We start from the raw sequence: 22,754 nt of genomic DNA, 5'->3' as shown, positions 1-22,754 counted from the left end.
CGCCCGCAGACGGTAGTTTGGAACCATGATCCAACCCGCTTCGAGCTACAACGATGACCTGCGCCTGGCACATGTCCTGGCCGACTCCGTGGATGACCAGACCATGAGCCGCTTCAAGGCACTGGACCTCCACGTGGAGACCAAGCCTGACCTGACGCCGGTCACCGATGCGGACAAGGCAGCGGAGGAGGCCATCCGCGGCCAGCTCTCCCGCTCCCGTCCACGGGACGCAGTACTCGGCGAGGAGTTTGGCAGCACCGGCCACGGCTCGCGCAGGTGGATCATAGATCCCATCGACGGCACCAAGAATTTTGTCCGCGGCGTGCCCGTGTGGGCCACCCTTATTGCCCTCGTTGACGAGGGCGAGCCGGTAGTTGGCGTGGTCAGTGCCCCGGCACTGGGCAAGCGATGGTGGGCGGCCAAGGGCATGGGCGCCTACATGGGCCGTTCACTTGCCGCGGCCACCCGGTTGCGGGTGTCCGACGTCTCCAGCCTGTCCGATGCTTCACTGTCATATTCCAGCCTGGGGGGATGGAAGGAACGCGGAAACCTTGACGAGTTCCTTGGCCTGACGGAGGACGTCTGGCGGACCCGGGCCTTTGGCGACTTCTGGTCATACTGCATGGTGGCCGAAGGGTCGGTGGACATCGCCTGCGAACCCGAGCTCAACCTCTACGACATGGCGGCCCTGGTACCGATCGTGGTGGAGGCGGGCGGCCGCTTCACGTCGCTGGAGGGCGAGGACGGTCCGTTCGGCGGCAACGCCCTGGCCACCAACTCCATCCTGCACTCCGAGGTGCTGCAGCGGTTGAACCCGGGCCTCGACGACCTTCTCTGACCCCGGCCCCGAACACCATTGACCGAAGAATCGACGGCGGGCGCCCCCGAAAGGAGGCGCCCGCCGTCGTTTTCTTCGGCTAGAAACGCCTTTTGCGACGGCGCGTAACAAAAGCCTTAACAATTGCGCCGGCTTCAAACCTGGCCGCCCCATGTTCTACGCTCTTAACCAGGTCACGAGTGCCAGCGCAAAACCCCGGTTTGCTGGCCGGCAACCCTCCATTCGCGGTGGGGTGCCCCGGGTGACGACCAGGCCGGTCCGGAGCGGATGCGGCAAGCGCGGATTCCTCTATGCCGGAGTCCTGTTTTGAAGTGAGGTCTCTGTGACAACTGCCACCGTCTCCCCCAACGCCGCCATCACCACCGAAGCTGCAACGGCCCTCGACGCGCGCCAGGCGATCGCCGGCCGTCCCCTCGCCGCCGTCACCGGCGCAGAAATCCAGGCGCCGCTGATCGCCGGCGGGCATGTGCGGTACGCCAACCTCGACTATGGCGCATCTGCCCCCGCCCTCTCGGTGGTGTCCGCCTACCTCAACGAGATCCTGCCGTACTACGCCAGCGTCCACCGCGGCGCCGGGTACGCGTCGCAAATCAGCACCTCCGTGTACGAGAACGCCCGCAGCATCGTCCGCGATTTCGTGGGCGGCCGGCCGGACGATTCCGTCATCTTCACCAGGAACACCACGGACTCCCTCAACCTGCTGGCCGGCTGCCTTCCCGTCGCTGACGGACGCCATGCCGGTGACGTCCTGTACCTGGACATCGAGCACCACGCCAACCTGCTGCCCTGGCAGGGAGTACCCCACCGCAGCATCGTTGCCGCCGACACCATCGCGGGAACCATCGAGGCCGTCCGCGCTGAGCTGGAGCAGGGCGGCGTGAGCCTGCTGGCAATCACCGGTGCCTCCAACGTCACCGGCGAGATCCTTCCCGTCCGCGCCCTGGCAACGCTCGCCCACCAGCACGGCGCACGTATCGTGGTCGATGCCGCCCAGCTGGCGCCGCACCGCCGCATTGACATCAGCGCGGACGACGTCGACTACGTCGCGTTCTCCGGTCACAAGCTTTACGCGCCCTTCGGCGCCGGCGTCCTGGTGGGACGCCCTGACTGGCTCGACGCCGGTGTTCCCCACCTCGCCGGCGGCGGCGCCGTCAAGGAAGCAAGGCTCGACGGCGTCAGCTGGGCAACAGGCCCGGCCCGCCACGAGGGCGGCTCCCCCAACGTCCTGGGCGCCGCCACCCTTGCCCGCGCCACCCAGGTCATCGCCGGGTTGGACAAGGACCGCTGGCACGCGCACGAGTCCGCCATCCGCTCGTTCCTGGTGGAAGGCCTGCAGGACATCGACGGCGTCACGGTCCACCAGATCTTCAAGGACACCAACGCGGACACGGACACCATTGGCGTAGTCAACTTTTCCGTCGAGGGCTACGACGCAGGGCTCGTTGCCGCGTACCTTTCCGCTGAGCACGGGGTGGGGCTGCGGGACGGGCGCTTCTGCGCGCATCCCCTGCTGAAGCGGCTGGGGCTGCCCTCAGGATCCCTTCGTGCCAGCTTCGGCCTCGGTTCCCGGCTCGAGGATGCCGAGCGGCTCCTGGCAGGCATCGCCAAACTCCGCCGCGACGGGCTGGGCTGGGACTACGTGGTGGACGCCGGCCGCTGGGTTCCCGCGAACGACACCCGCACCTACCCGCACTGGGCTCCGAACACGCCGGGAACCGCGGGGGCTGCTCCCTGCATTGACGACTGACCGTCACCAGCGGCTGACCGGCCGTGCCCTGCTGACGGACCCGGATGCGGTAAATTCGGAGGATACCGCAGGGCATTAGTGAAGGAGGCCGCAGGTGGTTCGGGGTGGCCCCAAGCTTGATCATGGGCGGCGCCGGGAGCTCGGCCAGAGCTTCCAGGACGGCGGCAAGCATTACCAGCGGGTCCGGCCCGGGTATCCTGCGGAAGCGGCGGAATGGCTCGTTCCTGCCGGAGCCCGTGACGCGCTGGACGTTGGCGCCGGCACCGGCAAATTCACCGAACTCCTGCTTGCCGACGGGCTTTCGGTGACCGCCGTCGATCCATCCGCAGACATGCTGGGACAGCTGACGGCGCACTATCCGGACGCCACGGCCGTCCTGGGCACCGCGGAGGCGACGGGCCTGCCGGCGGCGGCGTTCGACGTCGTCACCGTTGCCCAGGCCTGGCACTGGTGCGATCCCCTCGCGGCGAGCACGGAACTGGCCCGTGTCCTCCGCCCGCACGGAACGCTCGGGCTGGTCTGGAACCAGCTGGACACGTCCGTCCCGTGGGTTCACCGGCTCTCCCGCATCATGCATGCAGGGGACGTGTACAAGCCGGACCACCGGCCCGTGGTGGGCCCCCAATTCAGACACCTTGAAGGCCATGTGACGCACTGGCAGGACCTTGTCAGCACCAGGGATCTGATGGAGCTCACCAAATCCCGCAGCTACTATCTTCGCGCCGGCGAAGCCACCCGGGCCAAGGTCCTCGCCAACCTTGACTGGTACCTGCATGAGCACCTGGGCCATGCCGACGATGAGGACCTGGAATTGCCGTACCTGACCCTGTCGTGGCGGGCCGTCAAAGCATGAAGAACGCCGCCGTTGCGGTCCACCGGCACCCGGTAGGCTTGGTCCTGTGAAGACCAGCGCGCCCTCCTCCTCCATCGAGGACTACGTCAAGGTCATCTACTCATTCACTGAATGGCAGGACAAGCCCATCACGTCCTCGCAGCTTGCCCAGCGGCTGGGGGTGGCCAACTCGTCGGTGTCGGAGATGGTCCGCAAGCTCAAGGACCAGGGCCTTGTTGACCATAAACCGTACAGTGCCATCACACTGACCGACACCGGCCTGCGCCTGGCCCTGTCCATGGTCCGGCGCCACCGGCTGATCGAAACGTACCTGGTGCAGCAGCTGGGTTACAGCTGGGACGAGGTCCACGATGAAGCCGAACTGCTGGAGCACGCTGTCTCGGACACGTTCATTCAACGGGTTGCTGCCAAACTTGGCGACCCCAGCCGCGATCCGCACGGGGACCCGATTCCCACGGCGGACGGCAAGGTTCTGATGCCCCGGGCCCACCTGATGGGTGAGCTGGACAAGGGCCATACGGGCAGGATCACCCGAATCAGCGACGACAACCCGGATCTCCTCCGCTATCTGTCCGCGGAGGAGATAGACCTCGACGCCGAGGTGGAGGTGGTGGGGCGGCGGCCGTTCGGCGGTGCGCTGGTGGTGCGCATCCGCAACTCCGGCCGGACCCGGGACTACGACCTGGCCGATGAGATTACCTCGGCCCTGTGGGTCCACAGCGACCATCCGCATCCCGGCTGCATCCTGGCAGACGGCTGAGATGCAACCGGCAGGATGAGTCCTTCGGGAATGCCGTCCGCGCGGGCCTGGCTTGCGGTGGCCGCCGGTGGCCTGGTGGGCAGTGAACTCCGCTATGGCCTGGGGCTGGCCTTTCCCGAGATTCCCGGATCAATACCCTGGGTGATGCTCTGGATCAATGCCGCGGGAAGCTTTGTGCTGGCGGCGCTAACGACGGCCTGGATGGCCCGGCCGGGGACAGCGTTCTGGCTGCGCGCGGGGCTGGGGCCAGGACTGCTGGGCTCCTTCACCACGTTTTCTGCCGTGGTGTTCGCGGTGGATCAACTGGCCCGGGCAGGCCAGCATCCCGTCTGGGTTGCCTACCTGGCGCTCTCACTGCTCCTCGGACTGGGGGCTGCCGGCCTCGGGTGGCGTGTGGGCAGGCTGCTCCCCTGGACATCGGAGGCTGACGCTGCGGGCGGCAGGCCATGACCGCTGCCGCGCTGGTGGGAATCTTCGGCGTCCTGGGCTCACTGCTTCGCTTCGCCATCGACAGCTGGTTCGCGCATCACCTTTCCACCCGCAGCGTCCGGACGGCGGGAGGGCAGGAAAAGCTGCACTGGCCGTGGGCCACGCTGCTGGTGAACGTGCTGGGCTGCCTCATCATCGGGGTGTCCTTTGGCCTGACCGGGCGGCTGGGACTTCCGGACGAGTGGCATGCCGGACTTGCCACGGGCCTGGCCGGAGGACTGACAACCTTCAGCTCGTGGACCACCGCCACCGTGCGGCTGCTGAGTGAAGCACGCTTCGGTTCCGCAGCCCTGAACATCGTGGCAAACCTGGCCCTGGGCTTTGCAGCTGCAGCGGGGGGCATCGCGCTGGCAGCCTAAGCCTGGCTGCCGGAGGAGCAGCCGATTTGGCGGCCTCCCGTATCGTGGATTCTGATGATCAGCAGACGTGACGCGGCAATTGCCCTGGATGTACCAATGGAGATGGCCCAGCGCCATGGCCTTCCGAAGTGGATGACGGAGGCAGAACTGGGCGAAATCCTGGACAACCCGCCGCCGTGGCTGGTCCAGTCACGTGCCAACCGGACGGGCAAGCGTCCGGTCTGGGTCCACCTGGAATGCGCCGTGTGCGGCTACGAGGAGGCGGCCCGTCCCAAGAAGTGGTGGCCGGACTTCACGTATGTCGTGTGCAGCCATCACGCACCTGCTGACGTGCCGCCCGTCCAGGCCGGCTTCATTCGAAGCGAGTTCGACGGCGTAGGCACGCGTTTTGTAGGCATCGCGGACGTTGCGGCGCCGGACCACCACTAGGTATTCCCGGGCGGCTCAGTTGCCGTTGCTGGACATCTCCTCGGGAACGGCCACGAGGTGGAGCTCCACGCCGTCCCGCAGCACTGCAACATCGAGCGGTTCGCCGATGGCGTCGGAAAACAGCAGCCGCTGCAGGCTTTCGGCATCACTGACCGGGCGTCCGCCGGCTGTCAGGAGGACATCACCCGCCGTAAGGCCTGCCTTGTCTGCCGGTGATCCCGGCAATACCTCAACGATGCGCAGGCCTTCACGCTGGCCAGTCCTGATGACCGCACTGGGATTGAGCCGCATCGGCGTGCTGACCAGGCCCAAATAGGCCCGTCTGACCCGCCCGTCGGACAGCAGGGCGGAGATGATCCGGCGGGTGGTTGCGTTGATGGGAATCGCCAGGCCCAGTCCTGCACCGGCCACTGCGGTGTTGATGCCAACGATCCGGCTGTGTGTATCGGCCAGCGCTCCGCCGGAGTTGCCGGGGTTCAGCGCTGCATCGGTCTGGATGACGTCTTCGATGACTCTCCGGTTGCCGCCCGACCAGACCGGAATGGCCCGGCCCAGGCCGCTGACCACGCCTGCCGTCACAGAACCGGCCAGACCCAGGGGGTTGCCTACCGCCACCACGAGCTGCCCAACATGCAGGGATTCCGCCGCGCCGAATACCGCCGGCGGCAACTTGGCCCGCCTGCCGTGCACCACTGCAAGATCGGACAAGGGATCGGCGCCCACCAGTTCGAGTTCCATGCGGCTGCCGTCGGCAAAGACTGCATGGCCGGTCCGGGTTCCTGCCACCACATGCGAATTGGTGAGGAGGTAGCCGTCCTCCGTGAAGAGCACCGCCGAGCCTGCGCCCACCCGCCCTCGTCCGTTGCGCCGTGCCGCTGTCATTTCGATGGCAGCCACATGGGGAGTGACGGCTGCTGCCACCCGCATGACTGTCTGTGAGTACGAATCCAGCACATCGTCGTCGTACTCGGGAAAAGCCGGCTCCCGCGCCTGGTCCATGGCGCACCTCCTGGTTGTGCCGCCCGGCCGCCCTGAAATACGTGTCCGGGTCCTATCGGAGTCAACGAACCGCGGACGGGTAGTAGTCCCGTCCCCGCTACGCCGTTGGTGAACGGGGGAAGGGACCGGAGCGGGGCAAAGAAAAACACCCCGGTCCGAAGACCGGGGTGTTTCCCAGGGTGGAGATGGGGGGAATTGAACCCCCGTCCGATGTCGTGTTGTCAGGGCTTCTCCGGGCGCAGTTTGCGTCGGATTTTCTCGGCCCCAGCCATGCTGCAAACAGCTGGCTGATCCGGGCCCAGTCATCAAAGAGTCCCACTCACCCCGATGACGAGGGTAAGCAGCAGTGGCTATCTAAATGACGCCAGCATCCGGGGCGATAGCAACCCCGGGCTGACGAACTTGCTAAGGCTGCTTAGGCAGCGAGAGCGAAGTTATCGCGTTTTGATTCGGCGATTATTTTTTTGCAGACAGCGTTAACGAGATAATTCTGCATCCTCGGCCCGCTTCACCTGTCGCGACTAACATCGTCGAAACCGATCATCCCCATATTTTGTTACCAAACCGGTGGACAAGCCCACCGGACTACCTAGTATAACTCACCCTTCAGGCAATTCATTCCAGCCTAGCGGCGACGGTTGCGCTCCCGCATTTCCCGCTGCGCCTCGCGGTTGTCCTGCTGCTCCCGGAGGGTCTGGCGCTTATCGTATTCGCGCTTGCCGCGGGCTACACCGATCTCCACCTTGGCCCTGCCGTCAACGAAGTACAGCTGCAGCGGGACGATGGTATAGCCCGATTCACGGACCTTGTGCGAAATCTTGTTGAGTTCCTCGCGGTGCAGCAGAAGCTTACGGCGGCGCCGTGCCGCGTGGTTGGTCCAACTGCCCTGGTTGTACTCAGGAATGTGGATGGCTTCCATCCACAACTCGTCGTTGTAGAAGGTGCAGAATCCGTCCACCATGGAGGCGTGCCCCTCGCGCAGGGACTTCACTTCGGTGCCCATCAGGGCGATGCCGGCCTCGTAGGTGTCCAGCACGTGGTAATCATGCCGGGCCTTGCGGTTGGTGGCCACCACTTTTCGGCCACTTTCTTTAGGCACGGGAAAGCTCCTCAGGTTCAGATCCGTTGTCCTCCTGGCCGGTTCGGCGCGGAGTGATACCAGTGTACGGCAGGGCAATCAACCCCTACAGCAGCCCCATCGGGTCAACAGGAGCCCCATTGAGCCAGGTTTCGAAGTGGGCATGGCAGCCGGTGGAGTTGCCGGTGTTGCCGGAGTAGGCGATGAGCTGGCCCTGTGAGACCCGCTGGCCGTTCGACACCACGATGCTGGCGTTGTGGTAGTAGATGGTGTTCAGGGTGTTGCCCTGCATCAGGCCGTGGGAAATCTTGACGCGCCAGCCGCCGCCGTCTGCTGAACTCCAGCCCGAGCTGAAGATCTCGCCTGCTGCTGCAGCGTAGACGGGCGTGCCGCAGGCTGCTCCAAAATCGAGCCCCGTGTGCATGTAGCCGCCCTGCCCGTAGAAGTCGATGGTGCCCGGCGGGGTAGCCCGCCAGCCGAACCCGGACGTTATGGGTACGTTGCCGGAGAAGGGATGCCGCAGGCCAAAGACCGACGGCGATCCGGCCGGGGGCATAAAGGACTGCACCGGCGGGGGCGGCGGGGGCGCCTGGCCCTTGGCAGCAGCTGCTGCGGCCGCGGCGGCAGCCGCAGCAGCCGCAGCTGCTTCTGCCTGCCTCCGCTGCTCGGCCTCCCAGGCCTCACGCAACCTCCGGTCGCGCTCCTCAATTTCTGCGGCAACCGCGTTCTGGCTGGCCTGGACGCCCGCCAGCTGTGCCTGGATTCCGGGCTTGGCAGCCTGCAACTCTGCATCAAGCCGGGTGGTGTCGGCGATCAGCTGGTCGACCTGTTCCTTCTTGGCGGCTGCCTCGTCCCGGGCAGCTTTTTCCCTCTCCAGGGCAGCATCGGCCTTGGCCTTGAGGTCTTTAATCTCAGCCTCGACCGCCTGCAGGCGCGCTTCCGAATTCACGTTCGTGGCACTCTGCTGCGACAACTTGTCCATTGCCGCGTTCTGGCTGCGCATGGCCTGGTCCGCCAGGTCCATGGTTTCCGTGAGGCTGGCGCCGTTGTTGTCGCCGAAGAACAGCGAAAGGTTGGAGGGGACTCCCCCGGACTTGTAGGCCTGGGTGGCAATCTGGCCGATGAGTTTCTTCGTATCGGCGATCTTTTGTTTGTCCGTTTCCAGCTGCTGGGTGATCTTGGCCTTGTTCTGCTGGGCCATGTCCACACGAGCTGAGAGCGCTTCAACCTCTTTAACGGCACCTGCCACACGGCCCTGTGCTTCCAGGAGTGCCTGCTGGGCACCCGGCAGCTGGCCCTGGTACATCACCAGGTCGCTGGCTGCCTTTGCGATGCGGGAATCCACGAACTCCAGGGACTGCTGGACGCGCGCCGCCTCAGCCTCAAGTGCTGCCTGCTTGTCTTCGAGCTCGTCCGCGAAAGCCACCGGTGTGGATGAGGCGAGCCCGGCGGCGAGGACGACGGCAAGCACGCCGCTGATGACCCCTGACCGGCGGGAAGCAGTTCGGCGTCCTCGGGCGGAGGTCTGGTCGGTTACGTTCATGGGCATTCCTTGATCGGTTTGCATGGTCCTAGACGCGAAGGTATCTGCGCAAGGTCAAGAGAGACGAAATTCCAGCCAAGGATGCACCAAGGATTAGCAGAGCCGGTGCGAGGATCAGCGTCTGGCCTGAGGAGATGAAGGCCGTGTCCGGGTACTGCCGGGACATGAACTCGCCCAGGAAGAAGTGGGACACCGCCCACAACGTGGCGGAGGCCAGGGCAGCGCCGATCACGGCAGCGATAACGCCTTCAAGGATGAATGGCAGCTGGATCACCGTCTTCGAAGCGCCCACCAGGCGCATGATGCCCGTTTCCCGCCGGCGGCTGAACGCGGAAAGCCTGATGGTGGTGGCGATCAGGAGGATGGCGCAGACAATCATGACGCCGGCGATGCTGACCGCCACAAGGGAGGCGCCGTTCATGACGGAGAAGAGCCGCTCCAGGAGCTGGCGCTGGTCAATGACCGTTTCCACGCCGGGCTGCGAGGAGAAGGTCTCGCTGATGATCTCGTACTTCTGGGGATCCTTCATGTTGATCCGGAAGGATGCCGGGAGCTGGTCCGGCGTCACGGAATCCACGATGGGTGAATTCGAGAACTGGTCCTTGAAGTGCTTGTACGCCTCTTCCTTGGACTCGAACTGGAAGTCGTTGATGTACTGTGCAACCGCCGGCGACTCCAGCAGGGTGTTCAAGCTTTCCTGCTGTTCAGAGGTGACCGGCCCGCCCGCGCAACCTGCCGCCGTCGAACCTTCACTGCACAGGAAGATGGCCACCTGGACTTTGTCGTACCAGTAGCCCTTCATCTGGTTGATCTGCATCTGCAGCATTCCTGCGGCACCCACGAAGGTGAGCGACACGAAGGTGACAAGGATGACCGAGACCACCATGGACAGGTTGCGGCGGAGTCCGCTGCCGATCTCGCTGAGGATGAATGCAAGCCTCATCGCTGTGCCTCGCCTTCGCGTCCATCGCCGGGGACGCCCGTTTCAGGGTTTTCCCTGCCGCTGGCGTCCTTGAGCCTGCGGGACTGTCCCACCACGGGAATCATTGAGGTGTAAAGTGCCTTGGCTTCGTCACGGATGACCACGCCGTTCCGAAGCTCAACCACCCGCTTGCGCATCTCGTTGACGATGTCGTCGTCGTGCGTGGCCATCACCACGGTGGTGCCGTTCTGGTTGATCTTGTCCAGGACGCCCATGATGCCCATGGAGGTGGTGGGATCCAGGTTTCCGGTGGGCTCGTCCGCGAGCAGGATGCCGGGGCGATTGACGACGGCGCGGGCGATGGCCACGCGCTGCTGCTCACCGCCGGAAAGTTCGTGCGGCATGCGGTGCTCTTTGCCTTCCAGGCCAACGGTCTTGAGGACCTCAGGAACAGTGTCACGGATGACGCTGCGGCTCTTGCCGATGACCTGCATGGCGAACGCGACGTTGGCGAAGACGTTCTTCTGTGGAAGGAGCCGGAAGTCCTGGAAGACGACGCCGATTCCGCGCCTTAGGCGGGGGACGCGCCAGCTGGAGATCTTGGCAACGTTCTGGCCGGCGACATAGACAGCGCCGGAGGTTGCGCGGTCCTCCTTGAGCACCAGGCGCAGGAACGTGGATTTGCCGGACCCTGACGCGCCGACCAGGAAGGCGAACTCGCCGCGGTCGATCTCAAGGTTGACTGAGTCCAGCGCAGGCCGGGTTGTCTGGTCGTAGACCTTGGTGACATTTTCGAATCGGATCATGGCCCTAAGTACCCTGCAGGGCATGGCTGATTCTCACATGCAGCCCAGTTCTGCAGCCGGTGCACGGGTTTTCGTTTGGGGAAAGTAGGGCCCCGGCCCCTCGACTATACGCACGAACCCCGGCGTATTACCGGGCTTTCAGAGGGCGTGTCGCGGGAACCAGGTGCCAGAGTGAACAAATTGAAGCCTCGTGCATGCATGTCTTACTGAGAGAACCGCAGCACTCTCCGGACCGCCTTTACTCGCTCCTATAATGGGTAGCTGCGCCTGCCGGCGGCTAGCTGGCCGCCAGGTGCACCGACCGCTCCCTCCAGGAAAGGCCCTCTGTGCGCGTCCTTACGATCATTCCCACGTACAACGAACTGGAATCGCTGCCCAAGACGCTCCAGCGGCTCCGGTCTGCTGTCCCGGCCTCGGACGTGCTGGTGGTGGATGACAACAGCCCTGACGGCACCGGCAAACTCGCCGACACCATCGCGGCCGGGGACTCCCAGGTCCACGTCCTGCACCGCAAGGGCAAGGAGGGACTGGGAGCCGCCTACATCGCCGGGTTCAAGTGGGGCCTGGATGCCGGCTACGACGTGCTCGTGGAAATGGACGCGGACGGATCCCACCAGCCCGAGCAGCTGCCCCAGCTCCTGGAGGCCATCGACCAGGGCGCAGACCTTGCCATGGGTTCCCGCTGGGTGCCCGGCGGACGCGTGGTGAACTGGCCCCTCTACCGGCAGGCCATTTCGCGGGTGGGCAGCACCTACGCCCGACTGATGCTCGGCCTGAAGATCAAGGACGTCACCGGCGGATACCGCGCCTTCCGCCGGACAACCCTGGAAAAACTCAACCTGGACCAGGTGGACTCCGTCGGTTACGGCTTCCAGGTCGACCTGGCATGGCGCGTGGCACGGATGGGCCTGCGCATCGAGGAACGCCCCATCACCTTCGTGGAGCGCGAACTCGGCGCCTCGAAGATGAGCGGCAACATCGTGGTCGAAGCCATGATCAACGTCACCAAATGGGGCCTGCAGGCACGCTGGAACACCCTGACAGGCAAAAAGGCCTCCGCCCAACCCTAGGCTGGGCCCCGTTCCGGACCACGGAGCAAAGAAATGGACAGCGGCTGGAAGCGCTGGGCCTGCCCCACCTTTAGGGGGCAGGCCCAGCGCAGCGCATATGGTGCTGCCGCTCGTTCTTACCTCGGGTTGCAGCACGGTTCGTCGCGACAAACGCTCGCAGGCACCACTGCGGTTACCCTCTCAACGAAGGCTACTTACTCTCCGCGTTGCGGTTATCGGTGCGCCAGCGGATACCGGCGTCGATGAAATCGTCGATTTCGCCGTCGAACACGGCCGAGGTGTTCCCCACCTCGTGTTCCGTCCGGAGGTCCTTAACCATCTGGTAGGGGTTGAGGACGTAGGAGCGCATCTGGTCGCCCCAGGACGCTTTGACATCACCTGCCAGTGCCTTCTTCTCGGCATCCTCCTGTTCCTTCTTGAGAAGCAGGAGCCTGGACTGCAGGACGCGCATGGCCGCGGCGCGGTTCTGCAGCTGCGATTTTTCGTTCTGCATGGACACCACGGTGCCCGTCGGAATGTGGGTGAGGCGGACCGCGGAGTCCGTGGTGTTGACCGACTGCCCGCCGGGGCCGGACGACCGGAAGACGTCCACGCGGATTTCGTTGTCCGGGATCTCGATGGAGTCCGTTTGCTCGATCAGCGGGATGACCTCCACGGCAGCAAACGACGTCTGCCGCCGGCCCTGGTTGTCGAACGGGCTGATCCTGACCAGGCGGTGGGTTCCGGCTTCGACGCTGAGGGTGCCAAAGGCGTAGGGCGCCTTGACCTCGAAGGTGGCCGACTTCAGGCCTGCCTCTTCGGCATAGGACGTGTCCATGACCGTGGTGGGGTAGCCATGCCGCTCGGCCCAGCGGAGGTACATGCGCATCAGCATCTCGGCGAAGTCGGCGGCGTCCACACCGCCGGCGCCTGCGCGGATGGAGACCACGGCTTCGCGTTCGTCGTACTCACCCGACAGCAGGGTGACGACTTCGAGCTCCTTGAGTGCCTTTTTGATGGACTCAAGTTCTGCGGCCGCCTCCCCCATGGAAGCGGCGTCATCCTCGTCCTGCCCCAGCTCCACGAGGACTTCGAGATCATCAATCCGTGAAGCCAACGTGTTGAGGCGTTCAAGCTCGGACTGCCGGTGGGACAGCCGGGAAGTGATTTTCTGTGCCGCTGCAGGATCATCCCAGAGGTCCGGTTCGCCCGCCCGCTCGCTCAGTTCGGCGATGTCTTCCTTCAGAGTTTCCACATCGGAGACTCGCTCGATGGAATCGTACGTGGCGCGAAGGGCGCGGATTTCAGCGGAAAAATCAATATTGGCCATGGTTGTTTAAGCCTACGCTATCCGGCGAAAGGCTCCGGTCCCGCCCGCCAGCAGCAGCCCCGTGCCGTTCTTCAGCGCGTTAACCGCGAACGGGCGGTGGACGTTGCTTCTATCGGGATTCCGGCAGGTATCAGGAAGTTCACGACCGGCGGGTGGACTGCCGCCGTGAGAACCACGACGGCGGTGGAACCATCGGGTGTTCCTGTCGTCCCTGCCACCGCCAGGTCAGCAAACCGTTCCGACGCCGGGCTCCTGGCGACGAAGTCCGCCGCCACATTTCGCACCCGCGCAGGATTGAGCACTGCCGACGGGCTGCCACCCTGCGCTGCGACTTCACCGAGGGTGTAGCTGTCCGCTGCCGCAAGCGAGGCGCCGTCCGCGAGGGACAGTAGCCGCTTGTGTTCGAGGTAGACGGCCGAGATACCGATGACAACCGTTGTGACGAGCAGGGCCAGCGCTACGTATCCCAAAATCATCACCATCATCTGGCCGTCTTCGTTCTTCGTCATCGGAACCTTCCCACCACCTGGGTTGCGGATGCCTCCACCTCGGTAGCGGACAGTCGGAGGCCGTCACGGAAAGGAACAAATGGCAGGGGCACTGCCAGCCTGACGTTTGCAGTCACCACCGTGCCCGCGGCCTGGCAGTCGGCGGGGTCGCAGCTGATAGCCACCGTGGCTTCCTCCGGCCGGTGCCCAAAGTCAGCCAGCGCAATGGCTACCGCTTGTTCGGCGGCTGCCTGGGCTGACGATGTGTCGGGCTTGGCGACGTACACCTTCGCGGCCTGGTCAGCTGCCCCAACCACGGCAAACGAACCACCCTGTATTTGTCCCACGGTGATGATGAAGTACACGAGGGGAACCATCAGTAAGAGCGCCAGGAACGTGAACTCAACAACCGCGCTCCCCTGCTCATGCACGCCCTTCTGCGGCCTTGCGTCGTGTGGCAGGGTTTGCTTGTCTCCCGGCCATACCTTCCGTATGTCTCGCATGGCCACGTTTGCAGTATCCGTTTTCATGCAGAGCGCCTCACGCAGCCGGGTACGAACGCGCCACCGGATGTCAGGGCTGCACAGCGGCATGTCCCTTCACCTCCAGCATGTCCCGCGGACCGATCAGACCAATGACCGGCATCGGCGCCCGCACGGTCACTTCCAGGGTTCGCAATCCCTGCACGGTCACTTCGGTGGTGCTGACCTGGCCGGCAAAGCCAGGATTCAACGCGGTCACAATGAGGGCACGCGTCCGTTCTTCCGCGTCGACAGCTCCCCGGTCCGCCAGGGTTCCGTACCTGGCCCCCGAGGCGGCGGCATCAATTAAGGTGTTGCGCACGTGCAACACGAGCGCCAGTTGGATGATCGCCAGGAAAAACATGGTGAGCAGTCCTCCCACCAAAACAAAATCCACCACCGCCGAGCCTTGTTCCCTCGATACAGGCTGTTCAGGGGCGCCTTTGGCTACCTTGGCGGGACGTGGCATGGGCTTAGCTGCCCACCTTGTCCATCGCCTGGTTGAACATGGACTCCAACGCTGGTCCGGCGAGCGCCAGGAGGGCTGCCACCAGGACAGCGGACATGAGGGTGATCATGACCCACCCCGGCACATCTCCCCGCTCAGGGTGATCATTCGGGGTGCGGCGTGAATCTGCGAGAGTCAGGAGCAACACTGCGCAGCGGATTCCTACGTTTTTCATTTCTCTTCCTCTTCCTCTGTACTTCCTGCGTTGATTGGGCATGACGCCACGGTCCGGTCATCACCGTTGGTCGGTGCCACCGCTAGAAACCCAGGCTGATCGCCGCAATGCCCGGAAAGACGGCGAAAACGACGGTCAGCGGGAGCACACCAAAAACGAGTGGCACCATCATGGCGATCTCTTTCTTGCCGGCGGCTTCCATCAGGTCCCGTTTTGCGGTGTCACGGACATCCTGGGCCTGGGCACGAAGCACGTCAGCCAGGGGTGTGCCCCGCTCCACGGCGACAATGATGCCGTCGACGAACCTCACCAGCGGCGCCAGGTCGGTGCGCGACGAGAACTCCTGGAGGGCAAGGACGAGCGGCTTGCCGGCCCGTGTCTCGGCGAGGATCTTCGAGAACTCCTCGGCCAGCTCCCCCTTGGCGCTCCGGCAGACCCTGTCCAGGGCGCCGGTGGCGCTCTCCCCGGCGCCGACGGCGAGCGCCATGAGCTCAGCGAGGCTGGGGAATTCAGCCATCATCCGGGCTTCCCGTTGGCGGACCTGAACGCCCAGCCAATAGTCCCGCAGCACGAAGCCTGCTGCAGCGCCTCCGATGATGATCAAGGCCGCGACGAGTGGACTGAACCTGCCGGAAGCAGCCCCAATGAGGGACAGAGCCAACGCGAGGGCGAATCCGGCGGCCGCCCACAGCAGCTGTTCAGCCCTGAAATCAATGGCAGATTTGTTGATCCCCGCCTGTACCAGCCGACGGGCGGTCGCGCCCGGTGAAGGGCTAAGCTTTCCCAGCGCCGCGAGGGCATCGTGGACCACCGGGCGCAGTATCCTCTCAAGCGGCCCGAAGGGCGTCAGCGTCTGCTCTCCTGAGCGCAGGAGCCGCGACTCAACGTTCTGGGCCTTGAGCTGCGGCTCAATCCGCTGCGCAAAAGTTGTTGCCCTCATCATCGGGGACCTGAAGATGACCAGCCACAGGCCTATCCCCATGACAAGTCCGCATATGACGGCGGCTGGAGAGACAGCGGTCACCGGAGGACCCTTTCATCCTGGGGAAGAGCGCCTATTCTCAGCATGGTGGAGTAGCAGATCAACGAAACCACCAGCCCTCCGAGCAACACTGCTGCCCCCATCGGTGTGTTGTATGCCTGTACCGCTTCCGGCCGTGTAGCCAGGAGAACCATGACGATCCATGGCGCGGCTACGGCAAGGCGTGCGGCGTTGACGGTCCAGGACTGCCGGGCTTCGAGTTCGCTGCGGGTGCGCGCGCTCTCCCGCAAAAATTCGGCAAGCGTACCCAGCAGTTTGCCCAGATCCGACCCTCCGACCTCCCGGGTCAGACGCAGGGCTTCGACGATCCGGTCAGCGACCGGATCTGCAAGCTTGTGCTTAAGTTTGTTCAACGACCCATCAAAGTGTCCCCCGGCCCGGTAGTCGGCGCCGAACTCCCGAAACGCCGGCCGCAGTTCTTCCGGGCCTTTGTCACCCAGCTGGATCAGCGCCTCCGGCAAAGGCAGTCCTGCGCGAATTGCCGAACGAAGGTGATCGACGACGTCCGGCCAGAGCTGGCGCAGTAACGCCGTACGCTTTTTAGCGCGCCAGCGGAGGACGCTGACGGGCAACCATCCGGCGAAAAGTCCGAAGCATGCGGCGATGGGCCACGAGCGGCTGACGGCGTAAAACACCAGGACCACAAACAGCACCAGGCCCAGGCATGTGCCCGCCAGCCCGCCCCCGGAAACCTTGTCGACACCCGCAGCTGCCAAAAGATCGCCCAGGCGGCTTGGCTTCCGTTCCCGCTGTCTTTTCGGCGGTGACTCCCAGAACGCCCACCAGATGAGGAAAAGGCCCGTTCCTGTTGTTACTCCGAGCAGTGCCGAGATCATCGGGGATCCAGCAAAGCAGCGACATCATAGCCCGCACGCGAAAATTTCTCCGCCGACGGCATCGCGTTCGCCCGGGGCTGCAGGACGCCGTCAGCCATGGCGAAAACCAGCGATGATTCGATGATGCCGTTCTCTACGCGTCGGCCAAGGGACAGGATCTCGGTGACCTCCCGCCGGCCGTTCGCCTGCCGGCTGCAATGGACCACGAGGTCGATGCAGGATGCGACCGTGGGAACGACGAAGGCGCTGGAAATATTCTCGCCGGCCAGCAGTGGGAGTGTGCAGATCTTCGTGACTGCGTCATGGGCAGAATTGGCGTGCACCGTGCACATGCCTGGAAGACCTGAGTTGAGCGCAATCAGCATGTCCAGGCTCTCGGCCTCACGCACCTCACCGACCACCAGGCGGTCCGGCCGCATGCGGAGCGCTTCCTTCACCAGGCGCCGGAGCGGAATTTCGCCTTCACCTTCGAGGTTCGGCTGGCGGCACTGAAGCCCCACAACGTCCCGCAACGGGAACTGCAGCTCGAAGATCTCTTCAACCGTAATGACCCGCTCCCGGCTTCCGATGCTGGACGCCAGGCAATTGAGCATCGTCGTCTTGCCTGCCTGGGTGGCGCCGGACACCAGGATGTTCAGTCCACTGGATACTGCTGCACCAAGAAACCGGGCGGATTGGGGCGTCAGAGTGCCCAGCTCGACAAGGTGTTCCAGCCGGGTTGCCTTCACAACGAACTTCCTGATGTTCACTGCCCAGTGGCGGCGCGTGACATCCGGAATGACCACGTGAAGCCTCGAGCCGTCGGGCAGGGCCGCATCAACGAAGGGAGACGACATGTCAAGGCGCCTGCCGGAGCTCTTCAGCATCCGCTCCACGAGGTCGCGCACTTGCTGGTCGGAGAGGCTGAGCGAGGTGAGTTCGGATTCACCGTTGCGCGCAACAAAGATTTCATTCGGCGCGTTGAGCCAAATCTCTTCTATTGAGGGGTCGTCGAGCAGTGGCTGGAGGACACCGAATCCCGCCACAGCATCGAAGAGGAACCTGCGAGCCGAGTCCAATGGTCCGAGGGGCGGAAGCGGTCCCATCAATGCCCGCTCGTCATAGTCCATGACGGCTGCTTCCACCAGCCTGCGCACCTCACTGGCCTGCCGCAACGGATCGAGGCCCTTGCGCCGTATCAGCTCGCGGACTTCGTCCTCGACTATCCCCAGAGCATCCATAAGTACTCCCCCACATGACTGCCGCCCAGCGCGGGCAGTGCAATTGCGTCCAGCCTAAGGAGGGTAAACCCCGGCAACAAGTCATAGGGGCGCTCAATGTGGATAACTAACGGTGCGACAACTATCACTTGAGCAACAAGAGAACCACTAGTTCCGCTGGTAACACCAGTGCTATGGTGAGCGCGTTAATTGTCGAACCACCACCTGTCAGGCGTATCCCTGGGGGAAAAACCTGAACAGCTATCGAAATGAGCGCTCGCGGGAGCGCCACATTGTCTCCGGAGCAAATATGAAGCGGAACCTGTCTCAGTCCCGTCACCCCGCCATGAAAACTTTGGGGATAGTGCTGCTGGCTGCCTCCCTGGTAGCTGGCCCCGGCCTCGTCAGCGTTGCGTCCGCCGTCGAACCCGCGCCTACCCCAACCCTTTCCTCCAGTGATGGAAGCACTGGGGCAACCGCTGCCCCCGCGCCCACGGGCGCACCGGCCCCGTCGACGCCCCAAACTGCCCCCGCAGAACCGCGGCCAGTGGAAAAAGCCACAGGAGAACCGCAGCCGGTTGCGACTTCGCCGGGGACATCACAATCCATGGCTGAGGCGGTGGGCGTAGGTGGAGCGGAAATGGGCCAGCGTTCAGCCCGGGTCACGGCGTCAGCCCCCTCCGAGTCCTTGCGGCGCCTGAGTACGGAATCTTTGTCGTCCGAGGGCACCTGGATGCCAACGTTCGGTATCCAGGGGCTGGACGTCAGCGGCCACCAGCCAAGCGTGGACTGGCAGCAGCAGTGGAATATGGGTGCGCGTTTCGCCTACGTGAAAGCCACGGAAGGCAACTACTACACCAACCCGTCCTACGGCTCCCAGTATCAAGGGGCACGGAATGTCGGAATGATCCGCGGCGCCTACCACTTCGCTATTCCGAACTGGTCGTCCGGAGCAGACCAGGCCCGGTACTTCGTACAGAACGGCGGCGGCTGGTCAGGAGACGGGTACACCATGCCTCCTGTCCTGGACTTTGAGTTCAACCCCTATGAAGGCCGTACCATCAACGGCTTCTACTTCGGGAACACTTGCTACAACATGTCCCCGGCGCAGCTTCAGACCTGGGTACGCGACTTCGGCAACACCGTGCAGTCGCTCACCGGTAGGCTCCCCGTCATCTACACCAATACAAGTTGGTGGAACCAGTGCTTGGGAAATCCTGCCGGCTTCGGTGACTACCCGTTGTGGATCGCGGCCTACCCCGATGCGCCCACCAACAACGCAGGACCGGTACCCACCGCAAGCTGGGGTACTTACAGCATCTGGCAGTACAGCAGCACCGGGCCGTTCGCTGGTGACTCCAACGTGTGGAACGGCGACTACGCAGGCCTTAAGGCCTTCGCTACCAGCGGCGTTCCACCCGCAGCGGTCAAGGCCATCGACGCATTCCGTGCCTCCATGCCTTCCCTGGGTGCACCCACTTCCACGATAATTTGCGGCCTCCGTGACGGCGGATGCTTCCGTGGCTATGAAGCCGGCATCGTCATGTGGTCTCCGACCGCCGGAGCACAACCAAGCCTGGCCGGACCGATCCGTGACGCCTGGGCCCGGAAGGGATACGAAAACGGCCAGATGGGCTATCCCGTGTCCGGCGTTATCTGCGGACTCAAGAATGGCGGCTGTTTCCAGAACTACCAGGGCGGGTCCATCATGTGGTCCCCGTCGACCGGTGCCGCCCTGGTGCCGTTCGGAGCAATCCGTGAGCATTGGGCAGCCCAGGGATACGAAAACGGAGGTCTCGGATACCCTCTCAGCGATCAGGTTTGTGGACTCAAATCAGGTGGATGTTTCCAGCTGTTCCAGGCCGGTTCGGTTCTCTGGAGCCCTGCCACCGGCGCCCGTCTGGTCAAGCCCGGCCCAGTGATGGAGGCGTGGGGACGAGCAGGCTACGAAAACGGCCTGCTGGGCTATCCGAACGCCGAAGCAAACTGCACCAGTTCCTTCTGTACCCAAAACTTCAGCGGTGGAGTCGTTGCCTGGACGCCCACTTCAGGAGCCTGGCCTGTTTTCATGGGCATGGGCGAAACCTGGAAAGCGTCGCGCACGAAGGGAGAGCCAATAGGCTTCCCGGTCGCGGGAGAAGTGTGCGGCCTCCGCGGCGGCGGCTGCTACCAGCTGTTCCAGGGCGGCGCGCTCCTGTTCTCACCGGCCACCGGCGCCCACACGCTCACCGGGCGGATCCTCGATTACTGGCAGAAATCCGGGTTCGAGAACGGCCGCCTGGGGTATCCAGCCGGCCCTGCCAGCTGCGGAGCGGTCCAGACCGAGTGCCGGCAGGCGTTTGAAAAGGGCGTCGTTGGGTATTCCGCCGCCACTGCCCCCGAAACAGTAGCCGCCGGGCCGATGGCCGCAGGATGGGAACGCTTGGGTTGGGGCGCAGGCAGCCTCGGCTACCCCACGTCCGGCCAGTACTGCGGGCTCAAAGACGGCGGGTGCTTCCAGATGTTCGCCAAGGGGGCACTCATGTATTCACCCGCCACTGGAGCGCAGCCGAGCTTACTCGGCCCGATCCGTGATCTGTGGCAAAAAACCGGCTTCGAAAACGGGTCATTGGGATACCCGGCTTCCGACGTAATCTGCGGCCTGGTAGACGGCGGCTGCTTCCAGAACTACTCCTCGGGAACTGTGATGTGGTCCGCCGGGAGCGGAGCGAACGCGGTTATGTTCGGGCCGGTCCGTGATGCCTGGGTCAGCACAGGTTTCGAAGGCGGCAAGCTCGGCTACCCTGTGAGCGGCCAGATCTGCGGGCTGAGGAATAACGGCTGCTTCCAGAACTTTGCCAAGGGAACGGTGATGTACTCTCCTGCCACCGGAGCCCAGGCGCTGACGTCAACACCCATCAGGGAACGGTGGGGCGCATCAGGCTACGAATCCGGCTCACTGGGCTACCCCACGAGCGGGACCATTTGTGGGCTGCGGAATGACGGCTGCTTCCAGAACTTCGAGAAGGGCACCGTCATGTGGTCATCAGCAAGCGGAGCCCACCTGATCGTGCCCGGCCCGATCCAGCAGAGCTGGGCCGGACAGGGATTCGAAGCCGGGGCTTTGGGCTACCCAACCAGCAGCCAGACCTGCACTGCGGACAGGTCTTCATGCAGCCAAACCTTCCAGGGTGGAAGCATCACTTGGACAACGGCGGGTGGGGCAAGGATCACCTTGCGTTAGCCACCCAACGAAAAGGCGGGACCCGCATGGTGCGGGTCCCGCCTTTTTGGCCTCTTCTAATGGCCGTGTTCCAGCAAATCGATCAAGTAGGAGCCATAACCGCTCTTCACGAGGGGCTCAGCCCGCTGCCGGAGTTCATCGTCACTGAGGAAGCCGAGCCGCCAGGCGATCTCCTCGGGAGCACCAATTTTCAGGCCCTGCCGGTTTTCCGTGGTCCGGACGAAGTTCGATGCATCGTTCAGGTCATTGAAGGTTCCGGTATCGAGCCAGGCAGTGCCGCGCGGGAGGATCTCCACCTGCAGTTTTCCCTTTTCGAGATAAGTGCGGTTGACGTCCGTGATCTCCAGTTCCCCCCTCGCGGAAGGCTTGAGGTTTTCAGCGATCTCCACCACGTCATTGTCATAGAAGTAAAGACCGGGGACAGCGTAATGGCTCTTCGGCTTTTCCGGCTTCTCTTCCAGGGAGATCGCTTTGCCCGCGGAATCGAACTCGACCACGCCATAGGCCTTGGGATCGGCAACCCAATAACCAAAGACCGCTCCGCCGTCGATGTTTTCGAAACGGCGCAATTGGGTGCCCATCCCGGGGCCATAAAAGATGTTGTCCCCCAAAACAAGGGCCACGCTGTCATCACCAATGTGTTCCGCTCCGAGCACAAAAGCCTGGGCCAGGCCGTCCGGCGACGGCTGCTGCTTGTAGGTGATGGATACGCCGAAACGTGACCCGTCGCCGAGCAGACGTTCAAATTGCTCGGCGTCGTGGGGCGTGGTGATAATCAGGATGTCGCGGATACCCGCGAGTATCAGGGTGGACAGCGGGTAGTAGATCATGGGCTTGTCGTAGACCGGGACCAACTGCTTGCTGACGCCCAGAGTGATGGGGTGAAGCCTGGAGCCGGTACCGCCGGCAAGTATTATTCCGCGCATGTCCCCCATCTTTCCGTTCGCTAAGTGCCGCGGCAAATCCGGTACCCTTGGGAATTATGCAGCGACTTCTTGTTACCGGCGGTGCCGGGTTCATTGGTTCCAACTTCGTCCACTACGTACTTGATAACACCGATGACCACGTCACCGTTCTGGACAAGCTGACCTACGCAGGAAACCTTGAATCGCTGAAGGGACTGCCGGACGCACGCTTCACGTTTGTCCAGGGAGACATCGCCGACCCCGCACTGGTGGACGGCCTCGTCGCCGACACCGACGTCGTGGTCCACTACGCTGCCGAATCGCACAATGACAACTCCCTGCACGATCCCCGCCCGTTCCTGGACACCAACATCATCGGCACGTACACGCTGATCGAGGCGGCACGGAAGCACAACAAGCGCTTCCACCACATCTCCACCGACGAGGTCTACGGCGACCTGGAACTCGACGACCCCGAACGGTTCACCGAGCAGACCCCCTACAACCCTTCCAGCCCCTATTCCTCCACCAAAGCCGGCTCCGACCTGCTGGTCCGGGCATGGGTGCGCTCCTTCGGGCTGCAGGCGACCATCAGCAACTGCTCCAACAACTACGGCCCGTACCAGCACGTGGAGAAATTTATTCCGCGCCAGAT

At 63.8% G+C, this 22,754-nt stretch carries 24 protein-coding genes, 1 other RNA gene and 1 riboswitch; of the genes, 10 read left to right on the top strand and 15 right to left on the bottom strand.

The genetic code is table 11. The features are described from left to right. Positions 1 to 25 precede the first annotated feature (25 nt). From hisN to B5520_RS13710, 7 genes are all read left to right on the top strand, one after another. Complete coding sequence (hisN, locus tag B5520_RS13740) at positions 26 to 838, top strand: histidinol-phosphatase (RefSeq protein WP_079597633.1); 813 nt, start codon at positions 26 to 28, stop codon at positions 836 to 838. 171 nt (positions 839 to 1,009) lie between these two features. After that, positions 1,010 to 1,123: riboswitch (SAM riboswitch) on the top strand. A gap of 37 nt (positions 1,124 to 1,160) precedes the next feature. Further along, the gene (locus B5520_RS13735; RefSeq protein ID WP_079597632.1) at positions 1,161 to 2,585 is read left to right on the top strand and encodes an aminotransferase class V-fold PLP-dependent enzyme; all 1,425 of its coding nucleotides are present in this window, start codon (positions 1,161 to 1,163) and stop codon (positions 2,583 to 2,585) included. Between the two features lie 94 nt (positions 2,586 to 2,679). Further along, positions 2,680 to 3,438, top strand: a complete 759-nt coding sequence (locus B5520_RS13730) for a class I SAM-dependent methyltransferase (RefSeq protein ID WP_079597631.1) — start codon at positions 2,680 to 2,682, stop codon at positions 3,436 to 3,438. Between the two features lie 46 nt (positions 3,439 to 3,484). Next, positions 3,485 to 4,198 (top strand): metal-dependent transcriptional regulator, encoded by a 714-nt coding sequence (locus tag B5520_RS13725; protein ID WP_079597630.1) that lies wholly within the window; start codon positions 3,485 to 3,487, stop codon positions 4,196 to 4,198. A gap of 15 nt (positions 4,199 to 4,213) precedes the next feature. Beyond that, positions 4,214 to 4,648: a fluoride efflux transporter FluC gene (locus B5520_RS13720; RefSeq protein ID WP_079597629.1), complete on the top strand. Its 435-nt coding sequence runs from the start codon at positions 4,214 to 4,216 to the stop codon at positions 4,646 to 4,648. Beyond that, complete coding sequence (locus tag B5520_RS13715; RefSeq protein ID WP_079597628.1) at positions 4,645 to 5,046, top strand: fluoride efflux transporter FluC; 402 nt, start codon at positions 4,645 to 4,647, stop codon at positions 5,044 to 5,046. The genes B5520_RS13720 and B5520_RS13715 overlap by 4 nt, the downstream gene beginning before the upstream one ends. A 54-nt stretch (positions 5,047 to 5,100) precedes the next feature. Then, on the top strand, positions 5,101 to 5,475 hold the full coding sequence (locus B5520_RS13710) for a hypothetical protein (RefSeq protein ID WP_079597627.1): 375 nt from the start codon (positions 5,101 to 5,103) through the stop codon (positions 5,473 to 5,475). Between the two features lie 15 nt (positions 5,476 to 5,490). Here B5520_RS13710 and B5520_RS13705 read toward each other — a convergent pair whose 3' ends face one another. From B5520_RS13705 to ftsE, 6 genes are all read right to left on the bottom strand, one after another. Continuing rightward, positions 5,491 to 6,474, bottom strand: a complete 984-nt coding sequence (locus B5520_RS13705) for a S1C family serine protease (RefSeq protein ID WP_079597626.1) — start codon at positions 6,472 to 6,474, stop codon at positions 5,491 to 5,493. Positions 6,475 to 6,651: 177 nt separating this feature from the next. Further along, positions 6,652 to 7,022, bottom strand: a transfer-messenger RNA (tmRNA) gene (ssrA, locus tag B5520_RS13700). A gap of 77 nt (positions 7,023 to 7,099) precedes the next feature. After that, complete coding sequence (gene smpB, locus B5520_RS13695; protein ID WP_079597625.1) at positions 7,100 to 7,573, bottom strand: SsrA-binding protein SmpB; 474 nt, start codon at positions 7,571 to 7,573, stop codon at positions 7,100 to 7,102. Positions 7,574 to 7,658: 85 nt separating this feature from the next. After that, positions 7,659 to 9,095, bottom strand: a complete 1,437-nt coding sequence (locus B5520_RS13690) for a M23 family metallopeptidase (RefSeq protein ID WP_079597624.1) — start codon at positions 9,093 to 9,095, stop codon at positions 7,659 to 7,661. A 28-nt stretch (positions 9,096 to 9,123) separates the two neighbouring features. Continuing rightward, entirely contained in the window at positions 9,124 to 10,038 is a 915-nt protein-coding gene (ftsX, locus tag B5520_RS13685) for a permease-like cell division protein FtsX (RefSeq protein WP_079597623.1), read from the bottom strand. After that, positions 10,035 to 10,823, bottom strand: a complete 789-nt coding sequence (ftsE, locus tag B5520_RS13680) for a cell division ATP-binding protein FtsE (RefSeq protein ID WP_079597622.1) — start codon at positions 10,821 to 10,823, stop codon at positions 10,035 to 10,037. The genes ftsX and ftsE overlap by 4 nt, the downstream gene beginning before the upstream one ends. Positions 10,824 to 11,149: 326 nt before the next feature. Here ftsE and B5520_RS13675 point away from each other — a divergent pair, with 326 nt between their 5' ends. Next, the gene (locus tag B5520_RS13675) at positions 11,150 to 11,893 is read left to right on the top strand and encodes a polyprenol monophosphomannose synthase (protein ID WP_079597621.1); all 744 of its coding nucleotides are present in this window, start codon (positions 11,150 to 11,152) and stop codon (positions 11,891 to 11,893) included. Positions 11,894 to 12,083: 190 nt separating this feature from the next. Here the strand turns inward: B5520_RS13675 and prfB are convergent, their stop codons facing one another. From prfB to B5520_RS13635, 8 genes are all read right to left on the bottom strand, one after another. Further along, positions 12,084 to 13,202, bottom strand: a complete 1,119-nt coding sequence (gene prfB / locus B5520_RS13670; protein WP_079597620.1) for a peptide chain release factor 2 — start codon at positions 13,200 to 13,202, stop codon at positions 12,084 to 12,086. Positions 13,203 to 13,273: 71 nt separating this feature from the next. Continuing rightward, the gene (locus B5520_RS13665) at positions 13,274 to 13,711 is read right to left on the bottom strand and encodes a pilus assembly protein TadG-related protein (RefSeq protein WP_254865575.1); all 438 of its coding nucleotides are present in this window, start codon (positions 13,709 to 13,711) and stop codon (positions 13,274 to 13,276) included. Continuing rightward, entirely contained in the window at positions 13,708 to 14,220 is a 513-nt protein-coding gene (locus B5520_RS13660; RefSeq protein ID WP_254865574.1) for a hypothetical protein, read from the bottom strand. The genes B5520_RS13665 and B5520_RS13660 overlap by 4 nt, the downstream gene beginning before the upstream one ends. A 43-nt stretch (positions 14,221 to 14,263) precedes the next feature. Beyond that, positions 14,264 to 14,680, bottom strand: coding sequence for a TadE family protein (locus B5520_RS13655; protein ID WP_079597619.1), 417 nt, complete (start codon positions 14,678 to 14,680; stop codon positions 14,264 to 14,266). 4 nt (positions 14,681 to 14,684) lie between these two features. After that, the gene (locus tag B5520_RS13650) at positions 14,685 to 14,894 is read right to left on the bottom strand and encodes a hypothetical protein (RefSeq protein WP_079597618.1); all 210 of its coding nucleotides are present in this window, start codon (positions 14,892 to 14,894) and stop codon (positions 14,685 to 14,687) included. Positions 14,895 to 14,976: 82 nt separating this feature from the next. After that, positions 14,977 to 15,918: a type II secretion system F family protein gene (locus B5520_RS13645; RefSeq protein ID WP_079597617.1), complete on the bottom strand. Its 942-nt coding sequence runs from the start codon at positions 15,916 to 15,918 to the stop codon at positions 14,977 to 14,979. After that, complete coding sequence (locus B5520_RS13640; protein ID WP_176156863.1) at positions 15,915 to 16,772, bottom strand: type II secretion system F family protein; 858 nt, start codon at positions 16,770 to 16,772, stop codon at positions 15,915 to 15,917. Before B5520_RS13640 ends, B5520_RS13645 begins: the two co-directional genes overlap by 4 nt. After that, positions 16,769 to 17,992 carry a CpaF family protein gene (locus tag B5520_RS13635; RefSeq protein WP_079597616.1) on the bottom strand — a complete coding sequence of 408 codons (1,224 nt, stop codon included), beginning with the start codon at positions 17,990 to 17,992 and terminating at the stop codon, positions 16,769 to 16,771. Before B5520_RS13635 ends, B5520_RS13640 begins: the two co-directional genes overlap by 4 nt. Before the next feature lie 289 nt (positions 17,993 to 18,281). On the opposite strand from B5520_RS13635, the gene B5520_RS13630 reads away from it, so the two are divergent. Further along, entirely contained in the window at positions 18,282 to 21,194 is a 2,913-nt protein-coding gene (locus B5520_RS13630) for a GH25 family lysozyme (RefSeq protein WP_254865573.1), read from the top strand. 56 nt (positions 21,195 to 21,250) lie between these two features. Here B5520_RS13630 and rfbA read toward each other — a convergent pair whose 3' ends face one another. Then, on the bottom strand, positions 21,251 to 22,120 hold the full coding sequence (rfbA, locus tag B5520_RS13625) for a glucose-1-phosphate thymidylyltransferase RfbA (RefSeq protein ID WP_079597615.1): 870 nt from the start codon (positions 22,118 to 22,120) through the stop codon (positions 21,251 to 21,253). A gap of 56 nt (positions 22,121 to 22,176) precedes the next feature. Between rfbA and B5520_RS13620 the strand changes: the two genes are divergently transcribed. Then, positions 22,177 to 22,754: dTDP-glucose 4,6-dehydratase (locus B5520_RS13620; protein ID WP_139386245.1), on the top strand; the 578-nt coding region annotated here is incomplete at its 3' end.

The sequence above is a fragment of the Arthrobacter sp. P2b genome (assembly GCF_900168295.1).
Lineage (GTDB): Bacteria > Actinomycetota > Actinomycetes > Actinomycetales > Micrococcaceae > Arthrobacter.
This window is presented reverse-complemented; position numbering and strand designations above follow the sequence as displayed.